Source organism: Amycolatopsis sp. DSM 110486 (assembly GCF_019468465.1).
Lineage (GTDB): Bacteria > Actinomycetota > Actinomycetes > Mycobacteriales > Pseudonocardiaceae > Amycolatopsis.
The window spans coordinates 5106399-5120638 of record NZ_CP080519.1; the positions used below are offsets into that span (position 1 = coordinate 5106399).

The 14240-nt window shown below is 70.7% G+C and carries 13 protein-coding genes and 1 pseudogene; 7 read left to right on the plus strand and 7 right to left on the minus strand.

Features of this window, described 5'->3' with window-relative positions; all coding sequences use genetic code 11:
• Position 1 precedes the first annotated feature (1 nt).
• A complete protein-coding gene (locus K1T34_RS24920) occupies positions 2 to 1129 on the minus strand; it encodes an FAD-dependent monooxygenase (protein WP_220246597.1) in 1128 nt (375 codons plus the stop codon).
• Positions 1130 to 1174: 45 nt separating this feature from the next.
• On the opposite strand from K1T34_RS24920, the gene K1T34_RS24925 reads away from it, so the two are divergent.
• Entirely contained in the window at positions 1175 to 1735 is a 561-nt protein-coding gene (locus K1T34_RS24925; protein WP_220247396.1) for a TetR/AcrR family transcriptional regulator, read from the plus strand.
• Between the two features lie 39 nt (positions 1736 to 1774).
• On the opposite strand, the gene K1T34_RS24930 is transcribed toward K1T34_RS24925, so the two are convergent.
• From K1T34_RS24930 to K1T34_RS24945, 4 genes are all read right to left on the minus strand, one after another.
• Positions 1775 to 2566: an ABC transporter permease gene (locus K1T34_RS24930; RefSeq protein WP_220246598.1), complete on the minus strand. Its 792-nt coding sequence runs from the start codon at positions 2564 to 2566 to the stop codon at positions 1775 to 1777.
• Complete coding sequence (locus K1T34_RS24935) at positions 2563 to 3477, minus strand: ATP-binding cassette domain-containing protein (protein WP_220246599.1); 915 nt, start codon at positions 3475 to 3477, stop codon at positions 2563 to 2565. Before K1T34_RS24935 ends, K1T34_RS24930 begins: the two co-directional genes overlap by 4 nt.
• Before the next feature lie 104 nt (positions 3478 to 3581).
• Positions 3582 to 6005: an ATP-dependent helicase HrpB gene (hrpB, locus tag K1T34_RS24940; RefSeq protein WP_220246600.1), complete on the minus strand. Its 2424-nt coding sequence runs from the start codon at positions 6003 to 6005 to the stop codon at positions 3582 to 3584.
• Positions 6002 to 6832, minus strand: coding sequence for a glutamate ABC transporter substrate-binding protein (locus K1T34_RS24945; RefSeq protein ID WP_220246601.1), 831 nt, complete (start codon positions 6830 to 6832; stop codon positions 6002 to 6004). Before K1T34_RS24945 ends, hrpB begins: the two co-directional genes overlap by 4 nt.
• A gap of 88 nt (positions 6833 to 6920) precedes the next feature.
• On the opposite strand from K1T34_RS24945, the gene K1T34_RS24950 reads away from it, so the two are divergent.
• From K1T34_RS24950 to K1T34_RS24965, 4 genes and pseudogenes are all read left to right on the plus strand, one after another.
• A complete protein-coding gene (locus K1T34_RS24950; protein WP_220246602.1) occupies positions 6921 to 7478 on the plus strand; it encodes a MauE/DoxX family redox-associated membrane protein in 558 nt (185 codons plus the stop codon).
• Positions 7475 to 8284 carry a thioredoxin domain-containing protein gene (locus K1T34_RS24955; RefSeq protein WP_220247397.1) on the plus strand — a complete coding sequence of 270 codons (810 nt, stop codon included), beginning with the start codon at positions 7475 to 7477 and terminating at the stop codon, positions 8282 to 8284. Before K1T34_RS24950 ends, K1T34_RS24955 begins: the two co-directional genes overlap by 4 nt.
• Before the next feature lie 52 nt (positions 8285 to 8336).
• Positions 8337 to 8537 (plus strand): hypothetical protein, encoded by a 201-nt coding sequence (locus tag K1T34_RS54740; protein WP_370643781.1) that lies wholly within the window; start codon positions 8337 to 8339, stop codon positions 8535 to 8537.
• Between the two features lie 113 nt (positions 8538 to 8650).
• Positions 8651 to 9737 (plus strand): annotated as a pseudogene (locus K1T34_RS24965) (C40 family peptidase).
• On the opposite strand, the gene K1T34_RS24970 reads toward K1T34_RS24965, so the two are convergent.
• Together K1T34_RS24970 and K1T34_RS24975 are read right to left on the minus strand one after the other, a co-directional pair.
• Complete coding sequence (locus tag K1T34_RS24970) at positions 9709 to 9969, minus strand: hypothetical protein (RefSeq protein ID WP_220246603.1); 261 nt, start codon at positions 9967 to 9969, stop codon at positions 9709 to 9711. The pseudogene K1T34_RS24965 and the gene K1T34_RS24970 sit on opposite strands and share 29 nt — an antisense overlap.
• Positions 9970 to 10028: 59 nt before the next feature.
• Complete coding sequence (locus K1T34_RS24975) at positions 10029 to 10820, minus strand: hypothetical protein (protein ID WP_220246604.1); 792 nt, start codon at positions 10818 to 10820, stop codon at positions 10029 to 10031.
• A gap of 167 nt (positions 10821 to 10987) precedes the next feature.
• On the opposite strand from K1T34_RS24975, the gene K1T34_RS24980 reads away from it, so the two are divergent.
• Entirely contained in the window at positions 10988 to 12832 is a 1845-nt protein-coding gene (locus K1T34_RS24980) for a glycoside hydrolase family 3 N-terminal domain-containing protein (RefSeq protein ID WP_220246605.1), read from the plus strand.
• Positions 12833 to 12886: 54 nt separating this feature from the next.
• Positions 12887 to 14191 (plus strand): RICIN domain-containing protein, encoded by a 1305-nt coding sequence (locus tag K1T34_RS24985; RefSeq protein WP_220246606.1) that lies wholly within the window; start codon positions 12887 to 12889, stop codon positions 14189 to 14191.
• Positions 14192 to 14240: the final 49 nt, after the last annotated feature.

Below are 14240 nucleotides of genomic sequence, written 5' to 3' on the forward strand. Positions count from 1 at the left end.
CCTACGAAAGATCCGCAGGGCGGGGCAGGCGCGGCGGCTTCCAGTCGTTGATCCAGATCTCCGCCCGGGCCATCGTCGACGGCGGGGCCATCCGCAGCACCGCGGTGCGCACGGCGGCCCCGACCGGGTTGCGCAGCAGCGGCCCCAGCGAGCCCGCCCGGATCGACGTCCGCCAGACGCGCTGGCTCCGCGGCCGGCGCAACGCGTCGTACTCGCGCAGGCCCGCGGCGACGTCGGGGGTCGAAGCCAAAGCAGCCGCCAGCACGACCGCGTCCTCGATGCCCTGGCAGCCACCCTGGCCCAGGTACGGCGGCATGGCGTGGGCGGCGTCGCCGAGGAGGGCGAGGCGGCCGGAGACGTAGGTCGGCAGCGGGGTGGCCAGGTGGTACAGGTCGTGGTGGAGGATCTCCGGCGTCGCGGTGATGAGGGAGCGCACGGGGGCGTGCCAGTCGCCGTAGGTGTCCAGCAGGTAGGCGCGCACGTCGTCGTGGCGGAGGCCTTCCGGGCGGGCCTCGGCGATCCACCAGTACACGCGCCCGTCGAGCAGGGGCAGGATCCCCACTTCGGTGCCGCGGCCCCAGGCGGTGCTCAAGCGTGACGGCACCTCGGCGATGCCGCGGAACGCCGTGCCGCGGCTGTAGGCGAGGCGGGCGTGCGGGTGCAGGGACTGCCGCACGGGGCTGTGGATGCCGTCGGCGGCCACGACCAGGTCGGCGCGGATCGAGCCACTCGCGTGGTGGACGACGCCGTCGGGCGTGGCGGAGAGCACTTCGACCCCGGTGTGCAGACTCGACTCCGGCAGCACAGAGCACAGCGCCTCGATCAGATCCGCCCGGTGGATCGCGGCGAGCGGCAGGCCGTAGCGCCGGACGTACGCGCTCATGTCCCAGCCCGCGAGCCGCCGGCCGCGAGGGTCGAGCACGGCGCCGTCGCGCTGCGGGCTCAGCGGCGCCTCGACACCCAGCTCCGTGAGCGCACGCTGCGCGTTGGGCCAGATCGAGATCCCGGCGCCGATGCCGGTGAGCTCCGGTGCGCGCTCGTACACCGTGACTCGCCAGCCCGTGCGGTGCAGGCCGATCGCCGCGCACAGTCCCCCGATGCCGCCGCCGATCACGACCGCGTGTCGCATGACCGCCTCCTCTACGTCTGTAGAGGACTCTACACCTGTAGAGTGATGATCGTGGACAGGATTTCGGCGATCGGCGACGCGGCCATCGAGGTGATCGCAGCCGAAGGCATGCGCGGGCTCACCCACCGCGCCGTCGATCGGGCGGCAGGGCTGCCGGCCGGCTCGACGTCGTACTACGCGCGCACCCGCCTCGCGCTGCTGGAGCTCGCCATGGCGCGGATGGTGGAGCTCGACCGGGCCGTGATCGATCCCGACGCGCGCGACCTCGCCGACGTGCTGGCCGCGACGGTCCACGCCGCCATCACCGCCGGCCGCACCCGCATGCTCGCCCGCTACGAGTTCGCGCTCGAAGCCACGCGCCGCCCGGAGCTGCGCGCCGCCTACGCCGAAGGCGGCCGTGAAATCCGGGACCGCTGCGTCGAACTGCTCGCGGCCGCCGGTTCGCCGCGGGCTGAGCAGCACACCCGCGTGCTGCTCAACTGGCTCGACGGCGCGATCTTCGACGCGCTAGCCGGCGCCGGGTCGACAAATCCTCCTGGCCAGCAGGAACTCGCCGACGGCGCCCGCGCGGTCCTCACCGGACTCGGCCTGCCCCTCACGCGGTGAAGGGGCCCCTCGCACGAGGGGCCCCTCCAGCAAAGAAAATCAGGCGTCACGCCGCTTCAGCACCGAACTGCCGAAGAACAGCCCCGCCGCCGCCCACACCAGGCAGATCAGTACCCCCACCAACGGCGAGTACGGCGAAACCCCACCCAGCAACGGGTTCGTCTCCCCGGCGGGAACCATCCCGTTGAGCCCCGCGAACGCCGGGAAGTAGTTCATGATTTCCGGCGCCACATAAGCGGAAAGCAAAATCGGCAACGGCAGCAGCAGCACCATCGTCACCACGATCGTCCCCGCCGCGCTGCGCAGCGCGAACCCGATGCCCGCGCACAGCACCCCCAGCAGCGCGAAGAACGCCCCCATACCCGCGGCCGCCGCGAACGCGTCACCGAACGTCGTCGTCGCGGCCGCACCCGGCATCAGCACCGCCGCGGTCGCCATGCCGAGCAGCGCCACCACCACGCCGTACGCGAACAGCACCGGCACCAGCACGGCCGCCTTCGCGAGCGCCAAGGTCGAGCGCACCGGCACCCACTGCAGCGTCGAGCGGATGCTGCCGCTGGCGTACTCGCTCGTGACGAACAGTGTGGCCACCGCGATCACGCAGAACTCGGTGAGGTAGATCGAGCCGTTCACCACGATGTCGTGCGGGCCCTGCGGTGGTTCGGTGTCGCCCAGCCGTTGCGACAGCCCGGAAACGGCGCTGTAGAGCAGCATCAGCAGCACCCCGCCGGCGAGGCTCCACCACGTGCTGCGCACCGACCAGAACTTCGTCCACTCCGATGCGACGGCCCCCGAAAGCCCGCCGCCCGCGCGTACCTGCGTGGTCGTCATGCCGTCACCCCGTATTCCACCGACGAAGCGGTCAGTTCCATGTACGCCTGCTCCAGCGAGGCCGTCCGCTCACCGAGGCCGTGCAGCCGCACGCCCAGCTCGTGCGCGAGGTCGCCGACTTCGCCGACGTCGGCGCCGGTCACCACCAGCTCGTCGGCCTGGCCCGGCTCAACTGCAGCGCCGCGCGTCAGCAGGTGCCGGGCGAGCGTGTCGCGCTCAACGGGCGTCGGCACGCGCACCGAAACCGAGCTGAGCGAGTTGCCGGCGATGAACTCGTCGACGGGCGCGTCGGCGAGCAGTTTTCCCTTGCCGATCACCACGAGGTGGTCGGCGGTCAGCTGCATTTCGCTCATCAGGTGGCTCGACACGAACACCGTGCGGCCCTCCTCGGCGAGTGAGCGCATGAGCTGACGCACCCAGCGAACACCGTCGGGGTCCAGGCCGTTCACCGGCTCGTCGAACATCAGCACGCCGGGGTCGCCGAGCAGCGCGCCCGCGATCCCCAGCCGCTGCCCCATGCCGAGCGAGAACTGGCCCGCCCGCTTGCCGGCGACGTCGGTGAGCCCGACCGTCGCAAGCACCTCCTCGACGCGCGACGCGGGAATGCCGTTGCTGCGCGCCATCGCGAGCAGGTGCCTCCCGGCGCTGCGGCCCGGGTGCAGCGCTTTCGCTTCGAGCAGTGCGCCGACCTCCCGCAGCGGGTGCTTGAGCTCGGCGTACGGTTTGCCGTTCACCAGCACGCTGCCCGCCGTGGGCCGGTCGAGGCCCACCGTCATGCGCATCGTCGTCGACTTGCCCGAACCGTTCGGCCCGAGGAACCCCGTGACGCTGCCGGGTGCGACGACGCACGTGAGCCCGTCGACGACCGTCTTCTCCCCGTAGCGCTTCGTCAGTCCGCGAAGCGTGATCATGTGCCCTCCCATGGGTTCGATCCCTTGGGTAGGAAGTCTGCGATTCGCGGGGCGCCGCGGACATCGGACTTCCGGCTCTTGCCACCCCCGACCTTCGACAGGGGTCAGCGCGACCGGCGGGTGGTGTGGCGCGTCGGCGTGGCCGTCGCGGGGTCCTCGGGCCAGGGGTGCTTCGGGTAACGGCCACGCAGGTCGGCGCGCACGGCCGCGTACCCGGTGCGCCAGAACGACTCCAGGTCGGCCGTCACGGCGGCGGGCCGGCCGGCGGGGGAGAGCAGGTGCAGCAGCACCGGGACGCGGCCGTCGGCGACGGTCGGGGTGGCCGTCCACCCGAAGGTCTCCTGCAGCTTCACCGCGAGCACGGGCTGGTCGGCGGTGTAGTCCACGCGGTAGTGGGAGCCGGACGGGACTTCGAGGCGGTCGGGCGCCAGCTCGTCGAGGTGCGCGGCTTCGGGCCACGGCAGCAGGCCGCGCAGGGCGCTGCCGGCGTCGACCGTGGCGAGGTCCGCGCGGCGGCGGGCGCGGGAGAGGTCGAGCCAGGTGTCTACTTCGGACAGCAGAGTGTCGTCGTCGACGGCCGGCCACGGGGCGCCGAGCACGCGGTGCAGGAACGCCATCCGCTCACGCAGGCTCCGGCCGTCTTCGCTCCAGCGCAGCAGGCTCAGGCCTTCGGTGCGCAGGCCGGTGACCAGGGCTTCGTGCACCAGCTGCGGCTTCGGCGACCGCAGCGGGCGTTCGGCGAGCACGATGGCGCCGAGGCGGCGAACGTGTCGGGCCACCACGTCGCCGTCCCACGCGACTTCGTCCACTTCGGACACCAGGGCGGGCGCGGCCCGCACGGCGAGGGTTTCGTCGGCGACGGCGGCGAGCCGGATCGTGCCCTGCACGCGGCCGGGGTCGCGCGTGGCTTCGCCGACGGCCAGCCATTCGGAGTCGCCGAGACCGCCGCCCGCCGGGAGCTCGGCCGCGGTACCGCCGGCCATGAGGTACACGGGTGCGTTTCCCGGCCGACGCCTCGCGAGCCGTTCGGGGTGAGCCAAGGCGACGACCAACGCGGCGTCGGGTTTGCCCGCATTGCCAGGGGATTTCACCAAGCCCGAAAGCCGCCGGACCTCCGTTTTCCACCGCCGCGCCGCGTCGTCCGTGCCGCCGCGCAGGCGCCGCAGCTCGGCCTCGACGTCGGTCAGCTGCGCTCCCGCGTCGAGGAGGGCCACGACCTCGGCGGCCACCCGCGTACCCACCGCGGCGGATCCGTCGAGCAGCGCGCGGGCGAGCCGCGGGTGCAGGCCGAGGTCGGCCATCCGGCGTCCGCGCGGGGTGATGGTGCCGTCGGCGGTCGTCGCGCCCAGCGTGACCAGCAACGTCCGGGCGGCGGCCAGCGCGCCCTCGCCCGGCGGGTCCCACCAGGCGAGGGCGCTGCCGTCCGGGGTGGACCAGCACGCGAGCTCCAGCGCGAACCGCGCGAGCTCGGCCGTGCGGATCTCCGGCTCGGGGTACGCGGGCAGTGTCGCCTGCTCGTGCTCCGGCCAGCAGCGGTACGCGCGGCCGGGTGCTTCGCGGCCCGCGCGTCCGGCTCGTTGCTCGGCGACGGCCGCGGACACGCGCACGGTCGCCAGCCCGGCGAGGCCGCGCCGGTGATCCACTCGCGGCACGCGGGCCAGCCCGGAGTCCACAACGGACCGCACGCCGGGCACGGTGAGGCTCGACTCCGCGACGGCCGTGGCCAGCACCACGCGCCGGCGGTCACGGGGCCGCAACGCGTCGTCCTGGCGGGCGGCGGTGAGGCGGCCGTGCAGCGGCAGCACGTCGGCGTGGAGTGAGCCCAGCTGCGCGGTCGTACGCGCGATTTCCCCCGCGCCGGGCAGGAACGCGAGCACGTCACCGTCCCCTTCGGACAGTGCCAGCCGGATCGTCGACGCCACCGTGGCCTCGATCCGCGCGCCGCGGGCGGGCACGCGGTAGGTGAGCTCGACGGGGTAGGTGCGGGCGTGCGCGGTCACCACGGGTGCGTCGCCGAGCAGCTCGGCGAGCCGTCCGGCGGCGACGGTCGCCGACGTCGCGAGCAGCCGCAGGTCGTCGCGCAGGCCGGCGCGGACGTCGAGCAGGAGGGCGAGCAGCAGGTCGGCGTCGAGGTGGCGTTCGTGGCACTCGTCGAGCAGCACCGTCGACACGCCGGCCAGCTCGGGGTCGTTCTGCACGCGCCGCACGAGCAGGCCGGACGTCACGACTTCGATCCGGGTGCGCGCAGACACCTTTCGGTCGCCGCGCACGGAGTACCCGACCGTCTCGCCCACCGGTTCACCCAGCAGCGCGGCCATCCGCGAAGCCGCGGCGCGGGCGGCCAGGCGGCGCGGTTCGGCGACCACGACACGGCCCCCGCCGTGCTCCAGCGCGAGCGGCACGAGCGTGGTCTTGCCGGTGCCGGGCGGCGCGACCAGCACGGCGGTGCCGTGGTCCGCGAGCGCCGCCAGCACGTCGGGCAGCACCGCGCGCACGGGCAGGTCGGGCAGGTTTTCCAGGCGGCTCACTGCTCGGTGATCTCCGGCGGCTTCGGCAACGGGTAGTTCGACGGGCCGATATTTTCCTGCAGCGACCGCAGCCAGTCGCCGTCCGAGACCATCTTGCGAATGGCGTCGTCCACGGCGTGCTGGCCCTCGGTGTCGCCCTTGCGCAGGCCGACGCCGTAGCGCTCGGTCGAGAACGGGTGCCCGACCACGCGCAGCAGCTCGGGGTCCTGCGCGACGTAGCCGGCGAGGATCACCGCGTCGGTGGTCACGGCGTCGACTTGGCCGGCGAGCAGGGCCGTGACGCAGTCGGGGTACCGCGGGTACTCGACGAGCTGCACGGCCTGCGCGAACTTGTCGCGCACTTGCTGCGCCGGGGTCGAGCCGGTGACCGAGCACAGTCGTCGGCCGTTGAGGCTCTCCGGGCCGGTGATGTCCGACGACGTGCGCCGCACAAGCAGGTCCTGGCCGGTCACGAAGTACGGCCCGGCGAACGACACGAGCTGTTTGCGCTTGTCGGTGATCGAGTACGTGGCCACCACGAGGTCGATGCTGCCGGAGGTGAGGTCGGATTCGCGCGTGGCCGGCGTGGTCTCGTGCCACGTGATGTGGGCCGGGTCCACGCCCAGCTCACCGGCGACGAACTCGGCGACGTCCACGTCGAAGCCCACGAACCGGCCGTCGACCGTGCGCTGGGAGAGGCCGGGTTGGTCGAAGCGGATCCCGATCGTGAGGTGGTCACCGTCACGCGCGCGTTTGACCAGCGAATCGCCGGGCGAAACCGTCCCTGGACCGCAGGCCGCGCACGTGACCAGCAACAACAGGGCGGCGACCACCGCGCGAACTCGCATGCCCGCCTCCTGTCGGTGGGTGTTGACAACTCACGAAGTTCTCAGGTCCGGCGGCTAGCCTAGGCGTGTGCGACGACTGTCCCAACCCGTGCTCGACACCATCGGCACCCTCGCCCGGCTCGGGCTCGCGGCCGTGTGGCTCGTTTCTGGTGCCATAAAACTGGCCTCGCCGGGGCAGACGTTCATCGCCGTGCAGGCCTACGACGTGCTGCCGAGCGCGCTGGTCCGGCCGGTCGCGACCGCGTTGCCGCTGGTCGAGCTGGTGCTGGGCCTGCTGCTGCTGTTCGGGCTGGCCACGCGCTGGGTCGCCACCGCGGCGCTGGTCATGCTGGCCGTGCTCGTGGCGGGCATCGCGCAGTCGTGGGCGCGCGGGCTGAGCATCGACTGCGGCTGCTTCGGCGGCGGCGGGCATGTGGCCGCCGGCCAGACCGAGTACCCGCAGGAGATCCTGCGCGACACCGGGTTCGCGGTGCTGGCCGTGTGGCTGATGGTGCGTCCGCGTTCGTTCTTCTCGGTCGACGGCTGGCTCGGCTGGGGCCGGCAGCGCGCGGCTGTGGAGGATGCGGCTGTGGAGGATTCCGCGGAGACAGGGAGCTCCGCGGCGCTGGGGGACGAGTACTCCCCGAGCATCGCTGAAGGGAAATAGGAACCGTGGGTGAAGCAGCGCGGAAGCGCCAACGCCAGGCGCAGGCCGCGAAGTCGGTCGCGCAGGCGAGGGGTGCCTCGAGCGACCGGAACAAGATCATCGCCGTCGTCGTGGCGGTCGTGGTCGTCGCCGCGGTGGTGATCGGCGGCGTCGTGTGGATCAACTCGAGCAAGAACTCCACCGAGGGCACGGCCATCGCGCCGACTACGTCCACGACGCTCGGCCCCGGCGTGGTCGAGAAGCTCGACGGCGTGGTCGTCTCCGTCGGCAAGCCCGGCGCGCCCAAGACCATCGACCTGTACGCCGACTTCCTGTGCCCGTATTGCAAGCAGCTGCAGGACACCTACGGTCCGAAGATGGAGCAGGCGGTCAACAGCGGCCAGCTGACCGTCCGGTACCACATGGTGACGCTGCTCAACGAGGACTCGGACCCGCCGGGCTACTCGCTCGACTCGGCCAACGCGGCGCTGGCCGCGGTCTCGTCGCAGAAGTTCACCGCGTTCCACGACGCGCTGTTCAAGAGCCAGCCGGAAGAGGGCGGCCGTGGCTACGACAAGGCGCAGCTGATCAAGCTCGGCCACGACCTGGGCATCACAGACCCGAAGTTCGACCAGACGGTGAACGCCGGGACCTACGACCAGCAGATCCAGGCCGCTTTCCAGCAGACGGAGAACGACCCGAACCTGGCCCAGGACTTCCCGAACGGCGCGCACGGCTTCGGCACGCCGACCGTCGCGGTCAACGGCAAGGCCATCTCGACCCAGGGCGACTGGCTCACCGGCGTGCTGAACGGCACCGGCAGCTGACCACCTGATCCGGTCATTTCGCCTGTCCGTCGGCTCAGGGGAGGGGCGGGTTGTGTCCGGTTTTCATTCTGGTCTTCACGCCGACGACGGCGCCTACGAGACGTACGCGCGCCAGGTCGATCCACTCGGGGACGACGTCCGGCTGGCGGGCTCGCGGCACATCGCCCCGCACGTGACGGTCGGTTTCTCCGACATGGGCCACGAGTCTGGCTTCTCCGGCGCGTACGGCGCGCGAATGCGTTCGCTGCAGTAGCGGCTGCACGCCCTCGGCGGTGGGTGGCACCAGGTCGGCGAGGCCGCGCGGCGCACACAGGGCAACTTCGCCGCGGTGGAGGAGGAGCACGGCGACGCGCTCCGCAGGCTTCGGTGACCGCCGAGGTCGAGCAGGTCGTGCGCGGCGGGCTGGACACCACGAACCAGCTCGCGGCCAAGCTCAAGCACGACCCGGGTGCCGTCAGTGGCGCGCGTGACGGGCACGTGGCGCTGCGGACGTCCGTCGGCCAGGTCCGTGATCAAGCCGGCTCGCAGCGCTCTCGGCTCGCCGACTCCGCGTCCGGCTACACCGCCGATCGCGCGAGTGCGACGTCGCAGGGCCTGGAGAAGGAGATCCAGGACCTGCTCGACGAGAGCGCCGAGATCGAGAAGGCGGTGGCCGCGGCGGCGGAGACGCTGCACGTCGGCGAGATCCGCAACGACCAGGTGCGCGACCAGATCGTGCGGGAGATCGCGGCGTCGATGAAGGCGTTGCAGGCTGTGAACGGAATCCAGCCGCCGGAGAGCCGCGCGGCCGCGGCCAGGCAGATCCTGCTGCAGCTGCAGACGAAGATCGGGCAGCTCACCGGGCAGGCGGCCACGTTCTCGGAACAGACGATCAACCAGCTGACCTCGTTGGGCCGGCAGCTGGGTGGGGTCCGATGCGACCACGACCAGCTCGGCGTCTCATGTGCCGCAGTCGTTCAACAGCAACGGCGCGCACGCCGTCGGCGGTGGGGGCGACGGCGGTGGTTTCGCCGCGAAGCCCCGGCTGCCGGTGGCGATCCCGCCGCAGCCGGGCACCGGCGTCGACATCAACCTGCCCGGCGGGCGGACGGTGAAGGCGCCCAACGAGACGGCCGCGAAAGCCGTGCGCGCCGCGTTGTCGCAGCTCGGCGGGCCGTACGTGTGGGGCGGCACCGCGCGCGGGCAGGGGCTGGACTGCAGTGGGTTGACGATGACGTCGTACCAGGACGCGGGTTTGCAGCTGCCGCGCACGGCCCGGCAGCAAACTGTGGGCGCGGAGGTGCCGTCGATCGACCAGCTGCTGCCCGGCGACCTCGTGGTGTGGTCCGGCCATGTCGCCATGGTGATCGGCGACGGGCAGATGGTCGAGGCGGGCGATCCCGTGCAGCTTGGCAAGATCCGCACGACGAACGCGGGGCAGCAGTTCATCGGTTTCTACCGGCCGACGGGGTGAGGATTTTCGTGGCTGAGTTCGATGTCGGTCTGGAAGCCGCGCGCATCGCGGACGCTTCCGCCCGCGCCGGCGCGGAAGCCGACGCGCGGTTCGCGCGCTCGGGCCCGGTGGTGGGCGAGGCGGAATCGCACGGGGTCGCCGTCTCGGTGGCGCCCGGCGGTTTGTTGGTGGGCTTGACGATTTCGCGCAGCGCCTTGCGTTCCGGCTCGGACGCGCTGGCTTCGTTGATCATGGACCTTTCGAGCCGCGCCACGCGACGCGCGGGCGACCGGATGAACGAGGTCCTTTTGACTAACGGCGTGGCGGCAGCTTTTCGCACAACGCCTGGGGAAACTCCGGTAGCGCGGCGCGGATTTCTTCGCAGGTGCCGGTTTTCGTGCCGTTCTCCTGCTTCCAGCCCCGCGGGTCCCACGCGTAGACGACTCGCTGCACCGGCCCGGCCGGGGGGACGCAACTCGTGTTGCCGACCGGGCAGTCCCCGACGTGCCGGTTGAGGTCGAGTACCAGCCACCGCCCGTCACACACGAGCACGTCGCGCACTCCGTGCAGGTGCTTCACCGGCACGTCGAGGTCGAACACCGCCCGGTCGACCCACGCGTCGGCGCAGTGATCGGCCGGCGGTGTGCAGCCGAGGAACTCGTCGCAGCGGGCGAACGTGGCGCCCGTGCGGTGCCAGGCGTCGGTGTTCAGCACCAGCGCGCGGTTGCCGATCGGGGCTGCGGCGGTGAACGGGACGTCCGCGAGTTGCTGGGTCGGGCAGGCGCCGAAGGCCGAGTTCGACGACTCATAGACGACGTTGGTGTTCACAGCGTCCGCTGTCTCCGTCGCTCCGGGGATCGGCTCGACGTGCGGTGAACGGGAGCAGCCGGGGTTACCGGCGGGCAGCAGCACGTGGATCACGACCGAGGCCGGGTCCGGGCCGGGGTCGATGCCGTCGACCCGTGCGGCGAAGGTGACCCAGTTCTGCGGGGCGGTCGAAGCGGTGGGTGCCGCCGGCGTCGTTCGCGAAAAGGTGTAAACGAGCGCACCGATCACCAGCACGGCGAGCACGATGAGTGCGGGCGCGACGAACTTGCGAGTCATGGTCCCTCCCCAGGCCGAGGGCCAGATTACCCGGTACAGCCGCATTGTTCGCCTTTTCGGCGGTCCCGGTCACCGGCAACCGGTTTGTCCGCAAGGTCTGGACCACTCGTGAAACCTGTGTATTAATTCAAGACGTGAAGTTTGGTCCCTCGACGAGGAGTAGCCAGATGCGCGTTGGTCGTTCGATCACGCTGGGGGTGCTGGCCGCGGCGCTGACGGTGAGCGCGCACGCGCCGGCGCTGGCCGGGAACCAGCCTGTGTACAAGGATGCGCGGCGGCCGGTTTCGGTGCGCGTCGCGGATTTGATGAAGCGCATGACGCTCGACGACAAGCTCGGCCAGATGATGCAGGCCGAGCGGCTGGGCGTGAAATCGCCGGCGGACGTGACGACGGGGCGGCTGGGGTCGCTGCTGTCGGGTGGCAGCTCGCAGCCGACGCCGAACACACCGGCGACCTGGGCCGACATGTACGACGGCTTCCAGAAGGCCGCGCTGGCAACACCGCTGGGTATCCCGCTGATCTACGGCGTTGACGCGGTGCACGGCCACAACGGCGTGTACGGCGCGACCGTGTTCCCGCACAACATCGGGCTCGGCGCGTCGCGCGATCCGAAGCTGGTGGAGAAGATCGGCCGCGCCACGGCGGAAGAGGTGTCCGGCACGGGCATCGACTGGGACTTCGCGCCGTGCCTGTGCGTCGCGCGCAACGACCGCTGGGGGCGGACGTACGAGTCGTTCGGCGAGGTGCCGCAGCTCGCCACGGAGATGACGTCGATCATCACCGGGCTGCAGGGCCGCTCGCTGGGCGGTCCGGCGTCGGTGCTGGCGACGGCGAAGCACTACGTCGGCGACGGCGGCACCACCGGCGGCGTGAACGAGGGCAACACGCAGCTCAGCGAGCAGGAACTGCGCGCGATCCATCTGCCGCCGTTCAAGGAGGCGGTGAAGCGCGGCGTCGGCTCGGTGATGGTGAGCTACTCGAGCTGGAACGACGTGAAGCTGCACGCCAACTCCTACCTCGTCACCGACGTCCTCAAGAAGGAGCTCGGTTTCGACGGCATCGTCGTCTCGGACTACAACGGCGTCGACAAGATCGACGGCCAGACCGGCTTCACACCCGACGAGGTCGAGGCATCGATCAACGCGGGCATCGACATGGTGATGGTGCCCTACGACTGGCAGAAGTTCATCGACACCCTGCGCACTCTCGTGCAGGACGGCAAGGTGCCGATGTCGCGCATCGACGACGCCAACCGGCGCATCCTCACGAAGAAGTTCCAGCTGGGGCTTTTCGAACACCCGCTCACCGACCGGCGTTACCTCGGCACCATCGGCAGTCAGGAACACCGTAACCTTGCGCGCCAGGCGGTGCGGGAGTCACAGGTGTTGTTGAAGAACGAACACAACGTGTTGCCGCTCGACAAGAGCCGCAACAAGGTCTTCGTGGCGGGCAAGAGCGCCGACGACATGGGCAACCAGGCCGGCGGCTGGACCGTCGGCTGGCAGGGCACGTCGGGACCGGTCATCCCGGGGACGACGATCCTGCAGGGCATCGAGAACACGGTGAAGAAATCGTCCACCGTCACCTTCAGCAAGGACGGCAGCGGGATCGACAAGTCCTACGACGTCGCCGTCGCCGTGGTGGGGGAGACGCCGTACGCGGAGACCAAGGGCGACCGGCCGGGGGACATGGGCCTCGACGCCACCGACCTCGCGACGCTGCAGAAGCTGCACGACTCGGGCGTGCCAACGGTGGTCGTGCTCGTGTCGGGCCGTCCGCTGGACATCGCCAAGCAGCTGCCGGACTGGGCCGGCCTGATCGAATCGTGGCTGCCGGGCAGCGAAGGCCAGGGCGTGGCCGACGTGCTCTTCGGCGACTACAACCCGACCGGCAAGCTGCCGGTCACCTGGATGCGCAGCGCCGACCAGCAGCCGATCAACGTCGGCGACGGGAAGCCCGCGCTGTTCCCCTTCGGCTACGGGCTGCGCTACCACCAGCGTTTCCCGTGGTGATGCACCAGAAGTAACCCTTCCTCCTCTCCCCATCCCCCACCGGAAGGATCGCCCATGTTCGCCAAACGACGCCCGTTCGGGCTGGTCGGGAAAGCGCTGGTGTTCTTCGCCGCGTGCCTCGGCCTCGCGTACGGTTCGCCCGCGCTGACGCCGCACGCCGCCGCGGCGACGCCGTTCAAAGTGCTCGCTTTCTACAGCGGCACGTACGACGCGGCTCACATCAGCTTCGAAAACGAAGCGCGCCCGTGGTTCCAGCAGCAGGCGGCAGCCAACGGCTACACGTTCACGGCCACCAACAACTGGAACCAGCTCACCTCGCTGACCACCTCGCAGGCCGCGGTGGTGATGTTCCTCGACGACCAGCCGCAGTCGCAGGCGCAGTTCGACGGGTTCAAGCGCTACATGGACTCCGGCGGCGGGTTCTTCGGCTTCCACGTGACGGCGTACAACGACAACTCGTCACCGTCCTATTCGAACTGGTTCCACAACGACTTCCTCGGCACCGGCCGGTTCGTCTCCAACTCGTGGGGCCCGACCGGTGAGACGCTGAAGATCGAGAACCGCACGCACCCGTCCACGGTGAACCTGCCGGCGACGATCCAGTCTTCGGTGAGCGAGTGGTACTCCTGGCAGAATGACCTGCGCCAGAACCCGAACATCTCGATCCTGGCCTCGCTCGACCCGGGCACGTTCCCGGTCGGCGACGACCCGTCGCAGACGTGGTACAGCGGGTACTACCCGATCATGTGGACGAACAAGAGCTACAAGATGATCTACGCGAACTTCGGCCACAACAAGATGAACTACGACACCAACACCGCGCTGTCGTCGACGTTCGCCAGCCCCGACCAGAACCGCTTCGTGCTCGACGGCCTGCGCTGGCTCGGCGGCGCCACCGGTGACGGTGGCACCACACCGCCCGCCGGCGGGATTTCGTCCACCGCGTGGTACCCGGTGGTGAACAAGGCCACCGGCAAGTGCGTCGACGCGGCCGCGGCGGGCACGACAAACGGAACCGTGGTGCAGCAGTACACCTGCAACGCCACCAACGCGCAGCAGTACCAGTTCCAGCCGACCAGCGACGGGTACGTGCGCGTGAACAACCGCGGCAACGCGGCGGAAGTGCTCGACGTCCAGGATGTGTCCACTGCGGACAACGCCGGCATTCAGCTGTGGTCCTACAGCAACGGCGCGAACCAGCAGTGGCTGCCGGTGTCCGAGGGCGGCGGCTACTACCACCTGACCGCCCGGCACAGCGGCAAGTGCCTGACGGTGCCCGGTGGTTCGACGGCCGACTCCGTGCGGCTCGTGCAGGCCACTTGCAACGGCGGGGCGGCGCAGTCGTTCAAGATCGCTTGAGTTTTCGGTACGTGCCGGGTCCGCCTTGACGCGGCGGCTGGCCCGGCTC

Excerpts from the sequence above, each read along its gene's own strand:
- K1T34_RS24985 (WP_220246606.1), top strand. The coding sequence starts at position 12,887 with ATGTTCGCCAAACGACGCCCGTTCGGGCTGGTCGGGAAAGCGCTGGTG.
- K1T34_RS24920 (WP_220246597.1), bottom strand. The coding sequence starts at position 1,129 with ATGCGACACGCGGTCGTGATCGGCGGCGGCATCGGGGGACTGTGCGCG.
- K1T34_RS24970 (WP_220246603.1), bottom strand. The coding sequence starts at position 9,969 with ATGATCAACGAAGCCAGCGCGTCCGAGCCGGAACGCAAGGCGCTGCGC.
- K1T34_RS24945 (WP_220246601.1), bottom strand. The coding sequence starts at position 6,832 with ATGCGAGTTCGCGCGGTGGTCGCCGCCCTGTTGTTGCTGGTCACGTGC.
- K1T34_RS24980 (WP_220246605.1), top strand. The coding sequence starts at position 10,988 with ATGCGCGTTGGTCGTTCGATCACGCTGGGGGTGCTGGCCGCGGCGCTG.
- K1T34_RS24930 (WP_220246598.1), bottom strand. The coding sequence starts at position 2,566 with ATGACGACCACGCAGGTACGCGCGGGCGGCGGGCTTTCGGGGGCCGTC.
- K1T34_RS24925 (WP_220247396.1), top strand. The coding sequence starts at position 1,175 with ATGATCGTGGACAGGATTTCGGCGATCGGCGACGCGGCCATCGAGGTG.
- K1T34_RS24975 (WP_220246604.1), bottom strand. The coding sequence starts at position 10,820 with ATGACTCGCAAGTTCGTCGCGCCCGCACTCATCGTGCTCGCCGTGCTG.
- K1T34_RS24935 (WP_220246599.1), bottom strand. The coding sequence starts at position 3,477 with ATGATCACGCTTCGCGGACTGACGAAGCGCTACGGGGAGAAGACGGTC.